The sequence below is a fragment of the Micromonospora sp. NPDC050495 genome (genome assembly GCF_040655175.1).
GTDB lineage: Bacteria > Actinomycetota > Actinomycetes > Mycobacteriales > Micromonosporaceae > Micromonospora.
On record NZ_JBFAJK010000034.1, the window covers coordinates 1 to 14,105 of the forward strand.

Below are 14,105 nucleotides of genomic sequence, written 5' to 3' on the forward strand. Positions count from 1 at the left end.
GGGACGCCGCCGCTCGCCGGCTCGGGTCGGCCCGGGCCGACCCGAGCCGGCGCTCATCCGGAGGCGGTCGCCTCCGGACCGGCGCCGCCCGGGCCGGCGCGGCTCAGCGGGCGGTGCAGGAGACCGTCGGTATCCGGTTGCTCCCGGTCGCGGTGCCGGTGAAGCCGACGGTGGTGCTGCCACCGACGGCGAGCCGGCCGTTCCAGCCGGCGTCGGTGACCGTCACCGCCGCCCCGGACTGGGTGTACGACCCGCTCCACAGCTGGCTGATCTTCTGCCCGTCGGCGAAGGTCCAGCTCAGGGTCCAGCCGGCGATCGGCGCGGCCCCGGAGTTGCGGACCGTCAACTCGGCCTGGAAGCCGCCGGGCCAGGAGTTCGTCACGGCGTACGTGGCCGCGCAGCCGCTGCCGCTCGGCGTGGGGCTCGGCGACGTCGGGGTGGGCGTCGGGCTCGGCGAGCTGGGCGTCGGGCTCGGCGACGTCGGCGTCGGGGACGGGCTGGCCGAGGTCGGGGACGGGCTGGCCGAGGTCGGCGTCGGGCTGGGGGTGCCGCCGAGCCGGTCGGCGACCAGGATGCCCCGGCCGTTGGTGCCCAGGTAGACCCGGCCGTAGACGCGCGGGTCACCGGTCAGCGCCTCGCCGGCGTTGCCGTACTGGTGCTGGTCGTCGTTGATCCGCACCCAGCTCGCGCCGGTGTCGTCCGAACGGTAGACGCCGTGCTTGCCGTCCACCGTGCCGATCACGAACAGTGCCGGGTACGTCCGCCCGGGCGCGGCCTTGCCGAAGCCCACGTTGATCGAGGTGGAGACGCCGGTCACCGGGGCGAAGCTGGCCCCCGAGTTGGTGGAGCGCCAGAGCCCGCCCTCGCCGGCCAGCCAGATGTCGCCCTCGGCGCCGGGCAGCGCCTTGAACTTGACCCCGGTGCTCGGCAGGCCGGTCGCGGCGGTGGCCGTGAAGGCCGCCCCACCGTTGGTGCTCACGTAGAACTTCCCGTTGCTGAAGCCGTAGAACTTGTTCGGGTTGACCCGGTCGGACTCGATCGTGGCGTTGGCCGGGATGCCGGTGGCCGCCGTCCACGAGTTGCCGAAGCCCACCGAGCGGACCACCTGCTGGCCGGCGTCGCCCGGCGCCCAGACGAACTGGCTGCCGTCGGCCGACGCGGCCACCGTGCCGCCGTTGTTGATCCCGCCGGGTTCGGTGCCCTGGAACCAGTTCGCGCCGCCGTCGGTGGAGAACGCGACGTGGCTGTCGTTGGGCCGGTCGGCGTCGGTGAAGTTGCCGGCCCGTACCAGCACCGCCGGCTTGGTCTCGGCGTAGTCGAGGCTCGTGGTGCTGGTGAAGACCGGCTGGGTGAACATCATCGCCGGCACCGCGGCCAGGTCGGTGTGCCGGAACCCGCCGATGTCGCCGAGCCCGCTGACCAGCGGCGCGCCCGACGGCGGGCTGACCAGGTCGAGCACCGCGGTCTCCTCCAGCCCCTTCACCATCGGGGTGATGGTGAACGTGCCGCCGGTGTCCCACTTCGTCAGTCCGGTGGTGCCGTAGATCGTCGCACCGGTGCCGTACATCATCCGGTCGCTGTTGAACGGGTCGATCTCCAGCGACTCGTTCATCCAGCCCAGCTTCGGGGTCTCCTCCGGCGGCGCGGGGTTCGCGCCGAACGTCAGCCACGGCACCGAGCTGATGTCCATGGTGTACTTCTTGCTCCGGTTCGGATAGCTGGTGAACTCCCAGATCCGGCTCCAGGTCGCGCCCCCGTCGGTACTGCGCCAGAAGATCGCGTCCGGCCACCAGGAGATCTGGGTGGCGACCATCAGGGTGTTCGGGTGCTGGCGGTCGATGGTCAGGCCGGAGTAGCCGAAGTAGTCGTCGCCGCTGGACGACGGGATCGGGCTGATCTGGGTCCAGGCGCCGGTGGCCCGGTTGAACTTCCACACGTCACCCTTGCCCCCGTCGTACGGGCCGCCGGTGTCGCTGGTGGCGATGTAGAGGTAGCCGCCGACCGGGTCGACCACCCCCTTGTGGGCCAGGTAGCCGGTGGGCTGGCCGGCGATCCGCTCCCAGGTGGCGCCGCCGTTGGTGCTCCGGTAGACCGGGTTCTGCTTGTCGGCCACCCCGACGTAGACGGTCTGCGTGGCGTTGCCGGCCGTACCCGTGCTCTTGTCGAAGGCGACCCAGGTGAGGCCCTGGTTCTGGCTCTGGTAGCCGGTGCTGTCGTTCGGGTCGGCCCGGTAGTTGCCGACGTTCGGGAACGCGGTCACCTTGGCCCAGGTCACCCCGTAGTCGGTGCTGCGCCACAGGCCGTTGCCGCCCTCGGCGCCGTAGTACAGGATGCTGTTCCTGTTCGGGTCGATCGCGAGCCGCTCCCCCATGCCGCGGCCCGGCATGTTGCCGCCGTTCTTGAACGGCAACTCGGTGGCCTGCCAGGTGGCGCCCTTGTCGGTGGAGCGCAGGATCGCTCCGTTGTTCGGGTCCCAGTCGTTGGTGTACATGCCGACGGCGGCGTACACCCGGTTGGTCTGCACCGGGTCGGTGGCGATGCTCAGCACGCCGTTCCAGCCCCACCTGTCGGCGCCGACGTGGTCCAGCAGCGGCGTCCAGGACTGGCTGGCCTGCTCCCAGCGGTACGCCCCGCCGATGTCGGTGCGCGCGTAGATCAGGTTCTTCTCGGTCTGGTTGAAGACGATGCCGGGCACGAAGCCGCCGCCGTCGATCCGGACGTTCTTCCAGGAGTACGGCTCGGCCGCGGCGGCGGCCGCCGGGACGGTGGGGGTGGCGGCGAGCTGCACGACGACGGCGGCCGCCGTGGCGGCCAGCGCGGCGGCGGCCACGCTGGCGAGACTTCTGCGCATGGGGGAATTCCTCTCGGGGTGCGCGGGGACGGTGGGGAGCTGCCCGGGCTCCCCGTCGGCGAACGCGGCTCCCGCAGCCGAGGGACATTCACCCTAACCGCCCGGCCGTCGAATTTGGAAGCGTTCCCAACTAACTCGTCCCACCCGGATGGGATGAGGGCAGGTCACCCGGGGTGTGGACAGGATCGGTGGTGCGGGTGTGCGTGCCGCAGCCGCCGTCCGCGCCAGGAAACCGATCCGGAGGGAGCCATCGCATGGCCACCGCGACGATCGCCCGTACCGACCAGGACATCCAGTCCGACGTGCTCGACGAGCTGACCTGGGAGCCCCGGGTACGACCCAACGAGATCGGGGTGACCGTCACCGAAGGGGTCGTCACGCTGACCGGCTGGGTGGACAGCTACGCCAAGAAATGGGCCGCCGAACGCGCCGCCCACCGGGTCACCCGGGTCCGCGCGGTCGCCAACGACCTGGCCGTCCGGATCGCCACCTCCGCCGAGAAGAGCGACCCGGAGATCGCCACCGCCGCCGGCCGGGCCCTCGAGTGGGACGCCTTCGTGCCGCTCGAGGCGCTGGACGTGACCGTCGCCGACGGCTGGGTCACCCTGCACGGCGAGGTCGAGTGGGAGTACCAGCGTCGGGCCGCCGAGCGGGCGGTCGGCCGGCTCACCGGCGTACGCGGGGTGAGCAACGGGATCACCGTCCGGCCCGCCACCCGCTCCGACGGGCGCGAGCTGGCCGAGCGGATCGTGGACGCGCTGGCCCGCAACCGGGCCACCGAGGCCGAGGGGATCAGTGTGCGGGTGCACGGCGACACCGCCGTGCTCGCCGGACTGGTGCACTCCGTCCCCGAGCGCGAGGAGATCGAACGGATCGTCTGGTCCGCGCCCGGCATCCGGGAGGTGCACAACCACGTGACGGTCGGCGCCTGAGCCGGACCACCCTCGGCGGGTGATCCCCGCTCACCCGCTCGCGAGCCACGGTGGGCGACATGACTGAACCGAACGGCCCGCGCCGACCCGGGCGTCCCGCGCCCGGGCCCACCCTGCCGTCGACCCGGGACGGGATGACCCGATGAGCACGCCACTGCAGGTGACCAGCGCCCGGCTGCACGTCCCGGTGAGCGAGGCGGACCACGCGCGCGGGCCGGCGGACGCACCGGTCACCATCGTCGAGTACGGCGACTTCCAGTGCCGGTTCTGCGGGGCCGCGTACCCGAACCTGGCCGAGGTGCTGCGCCAGCGCGCCGACAGCGTTCGGCTGGTCTACCGGCATTTCCCGATCGCCAACGTGCACCCGTACGCGGAGAGCGCGGCGGAGGCGGCCGAGGCCGCCGCCGTACGGGGTCGGTTCTGGGAACTGCACGACTGGCTCTACGAGCACCAGGACCAGCTCGACCCGGTGCACCTGTCGCTCGGCGTCGAGCAGCTCGGGCTGCCGGCGGACGAGGTCGCCGGGGAGGTCGGCCGGCAGGCGCACGCCGACCGGGTCCGGCGGGACTTCGTGGGCGGCATCCGCAGCGGGGTGACCGCCGCCCCGACGCTCTTCGTCAACGACGTCCGCCACGACGGCGGGTACGACCTGGCCGAGCTGCTGGCCGCCGTCGACGCCGCCGAGCACCCCTGACGCGCCACCCGCCGCCCGCCGGCCCCGGCGGGCGGCGGACCGGTCAGATCAACCGCAGCTCGCGGGCCCGCCGGACCGCCTCGCGCCGGCGGGTCGCGTCGAGCTTGCGGTAGATGTTGCGCACGTGGGTCTTCACCGTGTTGACCGACAGCGACAGCTCGCTGGCGATCTCCACGTTGGACAGGATGCTCTGCAGGTAGCGCAGGATGGTCAGCTCCCGCTCGGTGAGCGGCTCGTCCAGCGCCCGCGCCGGGGCCGGCGCCCGCTCCGCCGGCCCGTCGGCGTCCCGCTCGTCGGCGCCGCGGACCAGCTCACTCACCGTCGCCCAGTGCGCGGTGCCCGAGTCGAGGTGGGCGGCGAGCAGGTCGCGTACCCCCGGCTCGGGGCGGGTGAAGTCGCGCCGGTACCCCTCCGGCGCGGCCAGGTCGAGCACCTGCTCCAGGATCCGCCCGGCCCGCCGCTCGTCGCCCGCGTCGCGGGCCAGCACGGCGTCGAGCAGCCCGGCGCGGACCCGTACCGGGAGCGGCCACCACCGGGCGTCCGGCCCGACCCAGTCCGGCAGCGCCCGCTCGGCGGCCCGCGGGTCCCCGGCCCGCAACTCGACCCGGGCCAGCGCCACCCCCAGCGCCGCCGCCACCGCCCCGGCCACCGCCGCGTCCGGCCGGACCTGCCCCTCGCCTGGGGCGGACTCGGCAGTCCCCTCCGGCCCCCGGGCGTCGGACGGGGCCGACTGCCGGACCGGTGGGCCGGGCGGGCGGTGCAGCACGTCGGTGAGCAGGGCACGGGCCGTGTCCACGTCGCCGACCGCGGCGCGCACCTGCGCCTCGGCGGCGGTCAGGCCGGCGGCCGGCTCCACCCCGGGCGCGGCCTCCCAGGCCGCGCCCAGGGTGCGCAGGGCGGCGGCCGGCTCGCCCGCCGCGACCAGCAGCTCGGCCCGGCAGAGCGCGGCCAGCGCCGCCGCGCTCGGCGCCGCTCTGGCCGGGCCGGCCAGGGCCAGGTTCGCCGCGGCCTCCGTCGGGTCGTCCCGCTCCCCGGCGACCAGGGCCAGCGCCAGGTACGCGTACCCGCGGTCCACCTGGCCGGACCAGCCCTGCCCGGGCGGCATCGCCAGCGCCTCCCGGGCGGTCCGCTCGGCCGCCCGCAGCTCACCCCGGGCCGCGTCCAGCAACGCCGACCGGCTGGCGCAGACCAGTTCGGTGCGCGGCCGGCCCGCCTCCCGGGCGGCGGCCAGCGCCTCGGCGAACCGCTCCCCGGCGGCGGTCAACGCCCCCTCGGCGAGCGCCACCAGGCCCAGCGCGGTCCCGGCGACCGCCCGGATGTCGGCCTCCTCCCCGGCGCCCGCGCGCGGATCGCCCGACCCGGCCGGGACGGGACCGGTGGCGCGCAGCCGGGCCGCGACCCGGCGTACCTCCGCGTGGTCGCCGGCGAGCCGGGCCAGGGTGAGTTCCAGCGCGGCGGCCAGCCGGCGGACCCGGTCCCGGCGCGGGACGGGCAGCTCGTCGGCGTGGCCGGCGCCCTCGCGCAGGTGCCCGGCGGCGGCGTCGAGGTCCCCGGCGTACGCCCGCTCGGCGGCGCAGGCCAGCGCCAGCTCCGGATCCCGGCGGACCGCCGCCGCGGGCGGCGCGGCGGGCGGCGCGCCGGCCCGGTCGTCCCCGTCGTACGGCAACAGCTCCGGCCAGCGGGTGATCAGCAGCTCGGTGGCTCGGTCCCAGTCGCCTCCGGCCAGCGCGTGCCGCAGCGCCTCGGCCGGCCGGCCGTTGCCCGCGTACCAGCCGGCCGCCCGCAGGTGCAGCTCGCGCAGCTCGTCATCGGGCAGCCGGGACAACTCGTCGCGGAGCACCTCGGCCAGCAGCTGATGGCACCGGTACCAGGGCGGCGCGCCCCCGTCGTGGTGCACGAAGCCGCCCGACCGGGCCAGCTCGGCCAGCACCTGCCCGGCATCGGCCCGCCCGGTCACCGCCTCCGCGAGGTCGGCGCAGACGGCCGCCGCGACGGCACCGCGCCGCAGCACGTCCCGGGCGTCCGGGTCCAGCGGGGCCAGCACCTCGTCGCGCAGGTACGCGGCCACGTCCGGCTGGTCGCCGCCGAACCGCTCGACCGCCCACCCCGGATCCGCCCCGCCGCGCAGCGCCAGCGCGGCGAAGCGCAGCCCGGCCGGCCAGCCGCCGGTGCGGTCGCGCAGCCGGGGCACCACCGCGGCGGGCAGCGGCACGCCGTGCGCCACCAGCAGGTCGGCCACCTCGTCGTCGGTGAACGCCAGCTCCGCCGGGCCGAGTTCGGTCAGCTCGCCGGCCAGCCGCCAGCGGTGCAGCGCCAGCGGCGGCTCGGTCCGCGCCCCGACCACCAGCCGCAGCCGCCCCTCGGTGTGCCGGAGCAGGAACTCCAGGCCGGCCAGGGCGCCCGGGTCGGTGATCCGGTGCAGGTCGTCGAGGACCAGCAGCACCGGACGGTCCCGGGCGGCGAGCGCCGCGGCGAGCAGTTCGAGCTGGTCGGGGCGGGGTGGGGCGTCCGGCACCGGCGACCCGCCCGGCTCGGGTGCTCCCGTGACGGCGCCGCGCAGGGCGGCGGCCAGGTAGGACCAGAGCCGTTCCCCGGTGTCGCCGCCCTCCACCGACACCCAGGCGGGCGGCGGCTCCGCCCGGGTGGCGCGCGCCCAGCCGGCGAGCAGGGTGGTCTTGCCCCAGCCCGCCGGCGCGGCGACCAGGGTCACCGGGCCGGCCGTTCCGGCTTCCAGCAGGTCAACCAGTCGCGGCCGGAGCAGCAGCGGCCCGGGCGGCGCGGGTGCCGCCAACCGGGACGCCAGCAGCGGTGGCCCAGCCGGCGCGGCGTCCACCGGCACGATGCCGCCACCCGGCGCGGCGTCCGGCCTCCCGGCGGCGCCACCCGGCGCGGCAGCCACCGGCACCGGGTCGTCGCCCGGCGCGGCGTCCGGCGGCACGGTGACGTCGCCGGGCGTTCCGGCCACCTCGACGCGGTCAGCCTCCTGCGGCATGCGCCCTCCCCCGTCGCGTCGCGTTCACTCCCCCGCGGCCGTGCGCTGCGCGGTTACCCGGCCCGCACCGGTTCACCCCTTCGGGGCGAGCCGGCTTCACCCGGCCGGGCCGGACGCTGGCGGCACGCGGGCGGCCGGCCGCGCGTGACCGGCCGCCCGGCGCCCCGCGACGACGGGAGGGACAGGTGGCACGGATGGGACGGCTGACCGGTGGCGTGATCACCCTGGTGGTCGCGGCCGGGGTGACCGCCGCGCGCGCCCTCGTACGCCGGGAAGGGGTCCGGTCGGGCCCGGGCGGGACCGACCCGCGGCCCGGACGCTGGCAGGTGGTCACGGTGGCCGGCCGACCCGAGGAGGTGCTCCCCGGCGGGCGGTGGCCGGAGCCGCTGCGCCGGCTCGGCGGGGCGGTGGAGCTGTCCGCCCGGCCGGCGCCGGGTGGGCGCGGCACCGAGTTGGCGGCCCGGCCGCTCGGCGGGGAGCCGGAGCTGCCCGGGCTCGCCGCCCACCTGGTCGGGGACGAGCCCGGCCGGTTCGTGCGGCAGGTGCTGCGGGAGGTCAAGCAGCTCGCCGAGACCGGCGAGGTGCTGCGCGCCGACCGCTCCCGGCTGGACCGCCCGGGGACGGTCGGGTGAGAGCCCTCTGCTGGGCGGGCGCCGACGGGTTGGTGGTGCGCCAGGTCCCCGACCCGGAGCTGCGCAACGCCCAGGACATGATCGTCCGGATGCGACGCAGCGCCACCTGCGGGGCGGACCTGCCGCTGCTGGCCGGCCGGATCCCCCACCTGGCCGTCGGCGACGTGCTCGGGCACGAGTTCGTCGGCGAGGTGGTCGAGGTCGGGCCGGAGGTGCGCCGGCACCGGGTCGACGACCGGGTGGTGGTCTGCGCCTCCATCGCCTGCGGCGCCTGCTGGTTCTGCCGGCAGGGCAACTACGGCTGCTGCGACAACGGCGCCCCGGCGGCCACCGAGCCGGCCTGGGGCGAGAGCGCCGCCGGCTGCTACGGCCACCCCGCCCGGTCCGGCGGCTTCGCCGGCAGCCACGCCGAGTACGTCCGGGTGCCCTACGCCGACGTGGGCGCGTTCACCGTGCCCGAGGGGGTCAGCGACGACCGGGCGGTCTTCGCCGCCGAGGCCGCGCCGACCGGCTGGATGGGCGCCGAGCTGGGCGAGGTGGCGCCCGGCGACGTGGTGGCGGTCTGGGGCGCGGGTGCGGTGGGGCAGCTCACCGCCGGGGCGGCGGTGCTGCGCGGCGCGGCCCGGGTGGTGATCGTCGACGACGACGACCAGCGGCTACGGATGGCTGCCCGGCACGCCGGCGCGGAGCCGCTCAACTACCGCTACGTGGACGTCCTCGCGGAGCTGCGGGAACGCAGTGGCGGCCGGGGCCCGGACGTGTGCGTGGAGGCGGTCGGCATGGGGGCCGACCGGCGGGGACGGTTCGGCCGGCTCGGCGACGGCGGGGAGCGGCCGACGGCGCTGCGCGAGGCGGTGCACGCCTGCCGCAAGGGCGGCACCGTGGTGGTGCTCGGCACCTGGACCGGCGTCGTCGACGCGTTCCCGCTCGGCGCGGTGCTGACCAAGGGGCTGACCGTGCGCAGTGGCCGGCAGCACGGGCAGCGCTGGATCCCGACCCTGCTGGACCGGATGGCCCGCGACGAGCTGCGGACCGAGCACCTGGCCACCCACCGGCTGCCGCTGGAGCGGGCCGCACACGGCTACGCGCTGTTCCGGGACCGGGCGGACGGCTGCGTACGGGCGGTCTTCTCCCCGTGAGCCGCCGGCCCGGTGGTGGCACACTCGGCGGATGCGCAACGACCGCCCGTACGACCTCGTCCTCTTCGGTGCCACCGGGTTCACCGGCGGCCTGACCGCCGAGTACCTGGCCCGGCACGCCCCGGACGGGCTGCGCTGGGCGCTCGCCGGCCGCAACCCGGGCAAGCTGGCGGCGGTGCGGGACCGCCTCGTCGCCATCGACGCCGGCCTGGCGGAGCTGCCGCTGCTGACCGCCGACGTCACCGATCCGGCGTCGCTGCGCGCCGTCGCGGAGGCCGCCCGGGTGGTCGCCACCACCGTCGGCCCGTACGTGCACCACGGCGAGCCGCTGGTCGCGGCGTGCGCGGCCGCCGGCACCGACTACCTCGACATCACCGGCGAGCCGGAGTTCGTCGACCTCATGTACGTCCGGCATCACGCCGAGGCGGTCCGTACCGGCGCGCGGCTGGTGCACGCCTGCGGCTTCGACTCGATCCCGCACGACCTGGGCGCCTGGTTCACCGTCCGGCAGCTGCCCACGGACGGGCCGGTGACCGTGGACGGCTACGTGCGGGCCGGCGGCCGGTTCTCCGCCGGGACGTACCACTCGGCGCTGACCGCGTTCTCCCGCACGGCGCAGATGAGCCGCGCGGCGAAGGCCCGCAGGGCCGTCGAGCCGCGGCCGGCGGGGCGCCGGGTCCGGGCGGTGCCCGGGAAGGTCGGTCGGGCCACCGAGATCGGCATGTGGGCGGTGCCGCTGCCGACCATCGACCCGCAGGTGGTCCGCCGGTCGGCGGCGGCCCGCCCGGAGTACGGCCCGGACTTCCGCTACCGGCACTTCGCCGCGGTGAAGCGGCTGCCCACGGTGCTGGCCGCGGGGGTGGGCCTGGCCGGCCTGGTCGGGTTGGTGAAACTTCCGCCGACGCGGCGCTGGCTGCTCGGCCGGCTCTCCTCCGGGCAGGGGCCGAGCGCGCAGCAGCGGGCGAAGTCCTGGTTCCAGGTCCGGTTCGTCGGCACCGGCGGCGGACAGACGGTGCTCACCGAGGTGGCCGGCGGGGATCCCGGGTACGACGAGACCGCGAAGATGCTCGCCGAGTCGGCGCTCTGCCTGGCCTTCGACGACCTCCCGCCAACCGCCGGTCAGGTGACCACGGTGACCGCGATGGGCGACGCCCTGCTGGACCGCCTGGTCCGGGCGGGGATGACCTTCCGGGTGGTCGGCGCTTGACCCTCGACCGGGTTGAGGGCCCAGGATCCGGCGTCGTGGAGAGCGACCTGCGCAGCATCGGCGAACTGGCCCGGGCCAGCGGCCTGACGGTCAGCGCGCTGCGGTTCTACGACCGGTCCGGGGTGCTGGTGCCGGCCTTCGTCGACCCGGTCACCGGCTACCGCTGGTACACCGACGAGCAGGTGGCCCCGGCCCGGCTGGTGGCCGGGCTGCGCCGGGTCGGGATGCCGCTGGCGGGGATCGCCGAGGCGCTGCGGGACCGGCACCGGCCGGCCGCGGTGCACCGGCTGCTGGACGCGCACCTGCGCCGGCTGGAGGACGGCCTCGCCGACGCCCGCCGTGAGCTCTCCCGGATCCGTACGCTGATCGAACCGGAGGAGTTCCCCGTGACCACCCGTCTCGTGCTGTCCCGCGTCGACCTGGCCGCCGCCGTCGACGCCGTCCGTTTCGCCGTCGGCACCGACCCGGAACTGCCGGTGCTGGCCGGTGTGCTGCTGGACGTCGAACCGGACGGCGTCCGGCTGGTCGCCACCGACCGGCACCGGCTGGCCGTCGCCCGGGTGGTCGCGAGGATCGACGGGCCGGCGCTGCGCGTACTGCTCCCGGTCGACGCGGTCGACGCGCTGCGCGCCCTGCTGGACACCGGCGTCGGGATCACCCCGGAGGCCCACCTCACCGTGCTGCCGGAGCGGGTCGAGGTCGCGGTCGCCGACCGGATGGTGACCGCCGTCCCGCTGCCCTACGACTACCCCGACTACCGACGGCTGCTGCACGGCGCGACCGGCTCGCCCACGTACCGGGTGCCGGTTGACGTGGCCGCGCTGCGCGGCGCGCTCACCGCGGCCGGTGCGCCGGTGCTGATCCGGGAGTACGCGGGGACGCCGCACGAGGTGACCGTGCTCGGCCTGGACGAGCGGGGCACCCTGCACGTGGTCGGGCCGGACGAGGCGGCCGCGCACGCGGTGCGGATCGGCGTCAACCGGGAGTACCTGTTGGACGCCCTGGGCGCCGGGGACCGGGGCCAACTGGTGCTGGAGCTGGACGGCCCGATCGCCCCGCTGGCGCTGCGCCGCCCGGACGACGCGGACGCGTTCTCGATCCTCATGCCGGTGCGCCTCTGACGGCTTGCGGCGGCCCGGCCGCCGGGCCGGCCGCCCGGTGCCCGACCCCGGCCCGGCGCCTCCGGCGCGACCCCACCGCCCCCGCCGCAGCAGCACGCCATCGGTGACCCTGAGTGACATCGCCCGGCACCTGGACCTGCCCACCGCGCTGCCTTTGCTCTGCAGCCATCCACGCAGCAGGTATACGGCGCGCAACCGCTGCGTCCGTGGCTGCAGAGCAAAGGCAGCGAAGGGGCACCGGGGCGGTCGGGCGTATCCCCACGGATGACCAGGTCAGAAGGGTGCGACACGAGGACCCGCCAGGGCGGGTCCGGTTCGACGACCGCCGTTCATCACCCAGCGTGATCGCGCCGGCGGGCACCGACATCATCACGTACGGTCACCCGAGTCGTGCGGCGACGGCCGCCGCCCGTGGCCTTCCCGCCCGGGGCGGACCGGGCCGGCCGGGCCGCGACGGTAGCATTCGGGGGTCCCACCTGACTGCCTGGACGGAGGCGTACGGAGCAGCATGCTCGACATGGAGTTGATCCGGAAGGATCGCGAGGCGGTGGCAACCGCGCTCGCGAAGCGTCTGGATCCCGCCGAGGTCAATCGGGCGCTGGACGAGATCCAGCGGCTCGACCAGGAACGCCGCGCCCTCATCACGGAGATCGACGCCGAGCGGCAGCGCCGCAAGGCCGAGGCGCGGGCGTACGCGCAGGCGAAGCGCTCCGGCAGTACGCCGGAGCCGGCCGCGCCCGAGGCGGAGCGCAAGCAGCTCGCCGAGCTGGAGTCCCAGCTGGACGAGGTGCAGTCCCGGCTGCGCGGCACCATGAGCGAGCTGCCCAACCTGCCCGCCGACGACGTGGTCGCCGGCGGCAAGGAGGCCAACCGGGTGGTGCGGACCTTCGGCGAGCCGCCGGCCATCGAGCAGGTCCGCGACCACGTGGAGCTGAGCCGGGCGCTCGGGCTGGTCGACCACGAGCGCGGCGTCAAGCTCGGCGGCTCCGGCTTCTGGATGTACACCGGGATGGGCGCCCGCCTGGAGTGGGCGCTGGTCAACTGGCTGATCGAGCAGAACATCGAGGCCGGCTACGAGTTCCTGCTCCCGCCGCACCTGCTGCTGGACTCGGCCGGCTTCGCCGCCGGCCAGTTCCCCAAGTTCTACGACGACGTCTACCACCTGGACAAGCAGTCCGCGCCGCGCGGGCAGTTCCTGCTGCCCACCGCCGAGACGGCGATCCTCGGCGCGTTCCAGGACGAGATCCTGGAGACCGCGAAGTTGCCGCTGAAGGCGTTCGCCTACACCCCGTGCTACCGGCGGGAGGCGGCCGGCTCGCACTCCGACGAGCGCGGCACGGTGCGGGGCCACCAGTTCAACAAGGTGGAGATCTTCCAGTTCACCCTGCCGGAGCAGGCCGACGCCGCGCTGGCGACGATGGTCGCCCACGTGGAGGGCCTGGTCGGCAAGCTCGGGCTGCACCACCAGACCAGCCTGCTCGCGGCCGGCGACGCCAGCGCGGCGATGAAGAAGACCCTCGACGTCGAGGTCTGGATGCCAAGCACCGGCAAGTACAAGGAGGTGTCGTCGGTCTCCTGGGGCGGCGACTACCAGGCCCGCCGGGCGGCCATCCGCTACCGCGAGCCGGGCGGCAAGCAGACCCGCTTCGTGCACACCTTGAACGGGTCGGCGCTGGCCACCAGCCGGCTCTTCCCGGCCATCCTGGAGCAGTTCCAGCAGCCCGACGGCTCGGTGCTGGTGCCGGAGGTGCTCCACGACAAGCTCGGCACCGACCGGCTCGCCCCGGTCCGCTGAGCAGAGCGGTCCCGTCGTGACGGCGGGGCCCGGGCGTCGCCCGGGCCCCGCCGTTCGCCGTCACCGGGCCCGGTCCGTCCCGACGGCCGCCGCGCCGAGCATGCCCGCAGTGAGCGCGAGCAGCGGGCCGCCGGTCATCCCCGGGCCAGCGCCGCGACCTGGCGGGTCAGGGCCTCGCCGTCGAGGAAGCCCCGGTGCACGATCCGGCCGTCCCGGTCGATGATCAGGAAAGTGCTCTGCTCGACCACCTCGAAGCGCCGCCACAGCGCCCCGCCCCGGTCGTCGAGCTGAGTGGTGCCGGCCAGGTCGAACTCGGCGACGAACTCCTTCATCGCCCGCTGCTCACCCAGCCCGGCGACCCCGACGATGGGCACGGTGTCCCGGTACGCGGGGGCGATCTCGGCGACCGTCCACGCCTGACTGGCGCAGGTGGCGCACCAGGGCGCCCAGAACCACAGCACCACCGGCCGCCCGGCCAGGGCGGCGGCGGAGAACGCCGTACCGTCGAGGGTCTTCGCGGTGAATGCCAGCGTCTCGGGCACCCGGGCCGGGACCGACGGGGTGGCCGGCCGCCCCGTCCCGGTCGGGGCCGGCGACGCGGGGGCTACGGCGCCGACCGGCGCGGCCCGCTCCGGGGTGACCGCGCAGGAGGCCGGGGCGGCCAGCGCCACGGCGAGCGCGACGGCCGGGACGAGGCGGCGAGCCGGCCGGTCCGGCGCCGGTGAACTGCGGGACATCCACG

At 75.9% G+C, this 14,105-nt stretch carries 10 protein-coding genes; 7 read left to right on the forward strand and 3 right to left on the reverse strand.

What is annotated here, in order from left to right; translation table 11 throughout:
* Nucleotides 1-103: 103 nt before the first annotated feature.
* Nucleotides 104-2,851: a cellulose binding domain-containing protein gene (locus AB0I11_RS25550; protein ID WP_357325496.1), complete on the reverse strand. Its 2,748-nt coding sequence runs from the start codon at nucleotides 2,849-2,851 to the stop codon at nucleotides 104-106.
* A gap of 254 nt (nucleotides 2,852-3,105) precedes the next feature.
* Between AB0I11_RS25550 and AB0I11_RS25555 the strand changes: the two genes are divergently transcribed.
* Nucleotides 3,106-3,783: a BON domain-containing protein gene (locus AB0I11_RS25555; protein ID WP_357325500.1), complete on the forward strand. Its 678-nt coding sequence runs from the start codon at nucleotides 3,106-3,108 to the stop codon at nucleotides 3,781-3,783.
* A gap of 142 nt (nucleotides 3,784-3,925) precedes the next feature.
* Nucleotides 3,926-4,477, forward strand: a complete 552-nt coding sequence (locus AB0I11_RS25560; RefSeq protein ID WP_357325503.1) for a DsbA family protein — start codon at nucleotides 3,926-3,928, stop codon at nucleotides 4,475-4,477.
* Nucleotides 4,478-4,520: 43 nt separating this feature from the next.
* On the opposite strand, the gene AB0I11_RS25565 is transcribed toward AB0I11_RS25560, so the two are convergent.
* On the reverse strand, nucleotides 4,521-7,469 hold the full coding sequence (locus AB0I11_RS25565; RefSeq protein WP_357325506.1) for a LuxR C-terminal-related transcriptional regulator: 2,949 nt from the start codon (nucleotides 7,467-7,469) through the stop codon (nucleotides 4,521-4,523).
* A 185-nt stretch (nucleotides 7,470-7,654) separates the two neighbouring features.
* On the opposite strand from AB0I11_RS25565, the gene AB0I11_RS25570 reads away from it, so the two are divergent.
* The 5 genes from AB0I11_RS25570 to serS all read left to right on the forward strand — a co-directional run bounded on the left by AB0I11_RS25570 (nucleotide 7,655) and on the right by serS (nucleotide 13,363).
* A complete protein-coding gene (locus tag AB0I11_RS25570) occupies nucleotides 7,655-8,101 on the forward strand; it encodes a hypothetical protein (RefSeq protein WP_357325509.1) in 447 nt (148 codons plus the stop codon).
* Nucleotides 8,098-9,240, forward strand: coding sequence for an alcohol dehydrogenase catalytic domain-containing protein (locus tag AB0I11_RS25575; protein WP_357325512.1), 1,143 nt, complete (start codon nucleotides 8,098-8,100; stop codon nucleotides 9,238-9,240). Before AB0I11_RS25570 ends, AB0I11_RS25575 begins: the two co-directional genes overlap by 4 nt.
* A 31-nt stretch (nucleotides 9,241-9,271) precedes the next feature.
* A complete protein-coding gene (locus AB0I11_RS25580) occupies nucleotides 9,272-10,447 on the forward strand; it encodes a saccharopine dehydrogenase NADP-binding domain-containing protein (protein WP_357325515.1) in 1,176 nt (391 codons plus the stop codon).
* Nucleotides 10,448-10,494: 47 nt separating this feature from the next.
* Entirely contained in the window at nucleotides 10,495-11,568 is a 1,074-nt protein-coding gene (locus AB0I11_RS25585) for a MerR family transcriptional regulator (protein WP_357325687.1), read from the forward strand.
* A 508-nt stretch (nucleotides 11,569-12,076) separates the two neighbouring features.
* Nucleotides 12,077-13,363 carry a serine--tRNA ligase gene (gene serS, locus AB0I11_RS25590; protein WP_357325518.1) on the forward strand — a complete coding sequence of 429 codons (1,287 nt, stop codon included), beginning with the start codon at nucleotides 12,077-12,079 and terminating at the stop codon, nucleotides 13,361-13,363.
* A gap of 134 nt (nucleotides 13,364-13,497) precedes the next feature.
* Here serS and AB0I11_RS25595 read toward each other — a convergent pair whose 3' ends face one another.
* Nucleotides 13,498-14,100 carry a redoxin domain-containing protein gene (locus tag AB0I11_RS25595; protein WP_357325521.1) on the reverse strand — a complete coding sequence of 201 codons (603 nt, stop codon included), beginning with the start codon at nucleotides 14,098-14,100 and terminating at the stop codon, nucleotides 13,498-13,500.
* Nucleotides 14,101-14,105: the final 5 nt, after the last annotated feature.

Coding starts and splice junctions, on each gene's coding strand:
- AB0I11_RS25550 (WP_357325496.1), bottom strand. CDS start 2,851: ATGCGCAGAAGTCTCGCCAGCGTGGCCGCCGCCGCGCTGGCCGCCACG.
- AB0I11_RS25555 (WP_357325500.1), top strand. CDS start 3,106: ATGGCCACCGCGACGATCGCCCGTACCGACCAGGACATCCAGTCCGAC.
- AB0I11_RS25560 (WP_357325503.1), top strand. CDS start 3,926: ATGAGCACGCCACTGCAGGTGACCAGCGCCCGGCTGCACGTCCCGGTG.
- AB0I11_RS25565 (WP_357325506.1), bottom strand. CDS start 7,469: ATGCCGCAGGAGGCTGACCGCGTCGAGGTGGCCGGAACGCCCGGCGAC.
- AB0I11_RS25580 (WP_357325515.1), top strand. CDS start 9,272: ATGCGCAACGACCGCCCGTACGACCTCGTCCTCTTCGGTGCCACCGGG.
- serS (WP_357325518.1), top strand. CDS start 12,077: ATGCTCGACATGGAGTTGATCCGGAAGGATCGCGAGGCGGTGGCAACC.
- AB0I11_RS25595 (WP_357325521.1), bottom strand. CDS start 14,100: ATGTCCCGCAGTTCACCGGCGCCGGACCGGCCGGCTCGCCGCCTCGTC.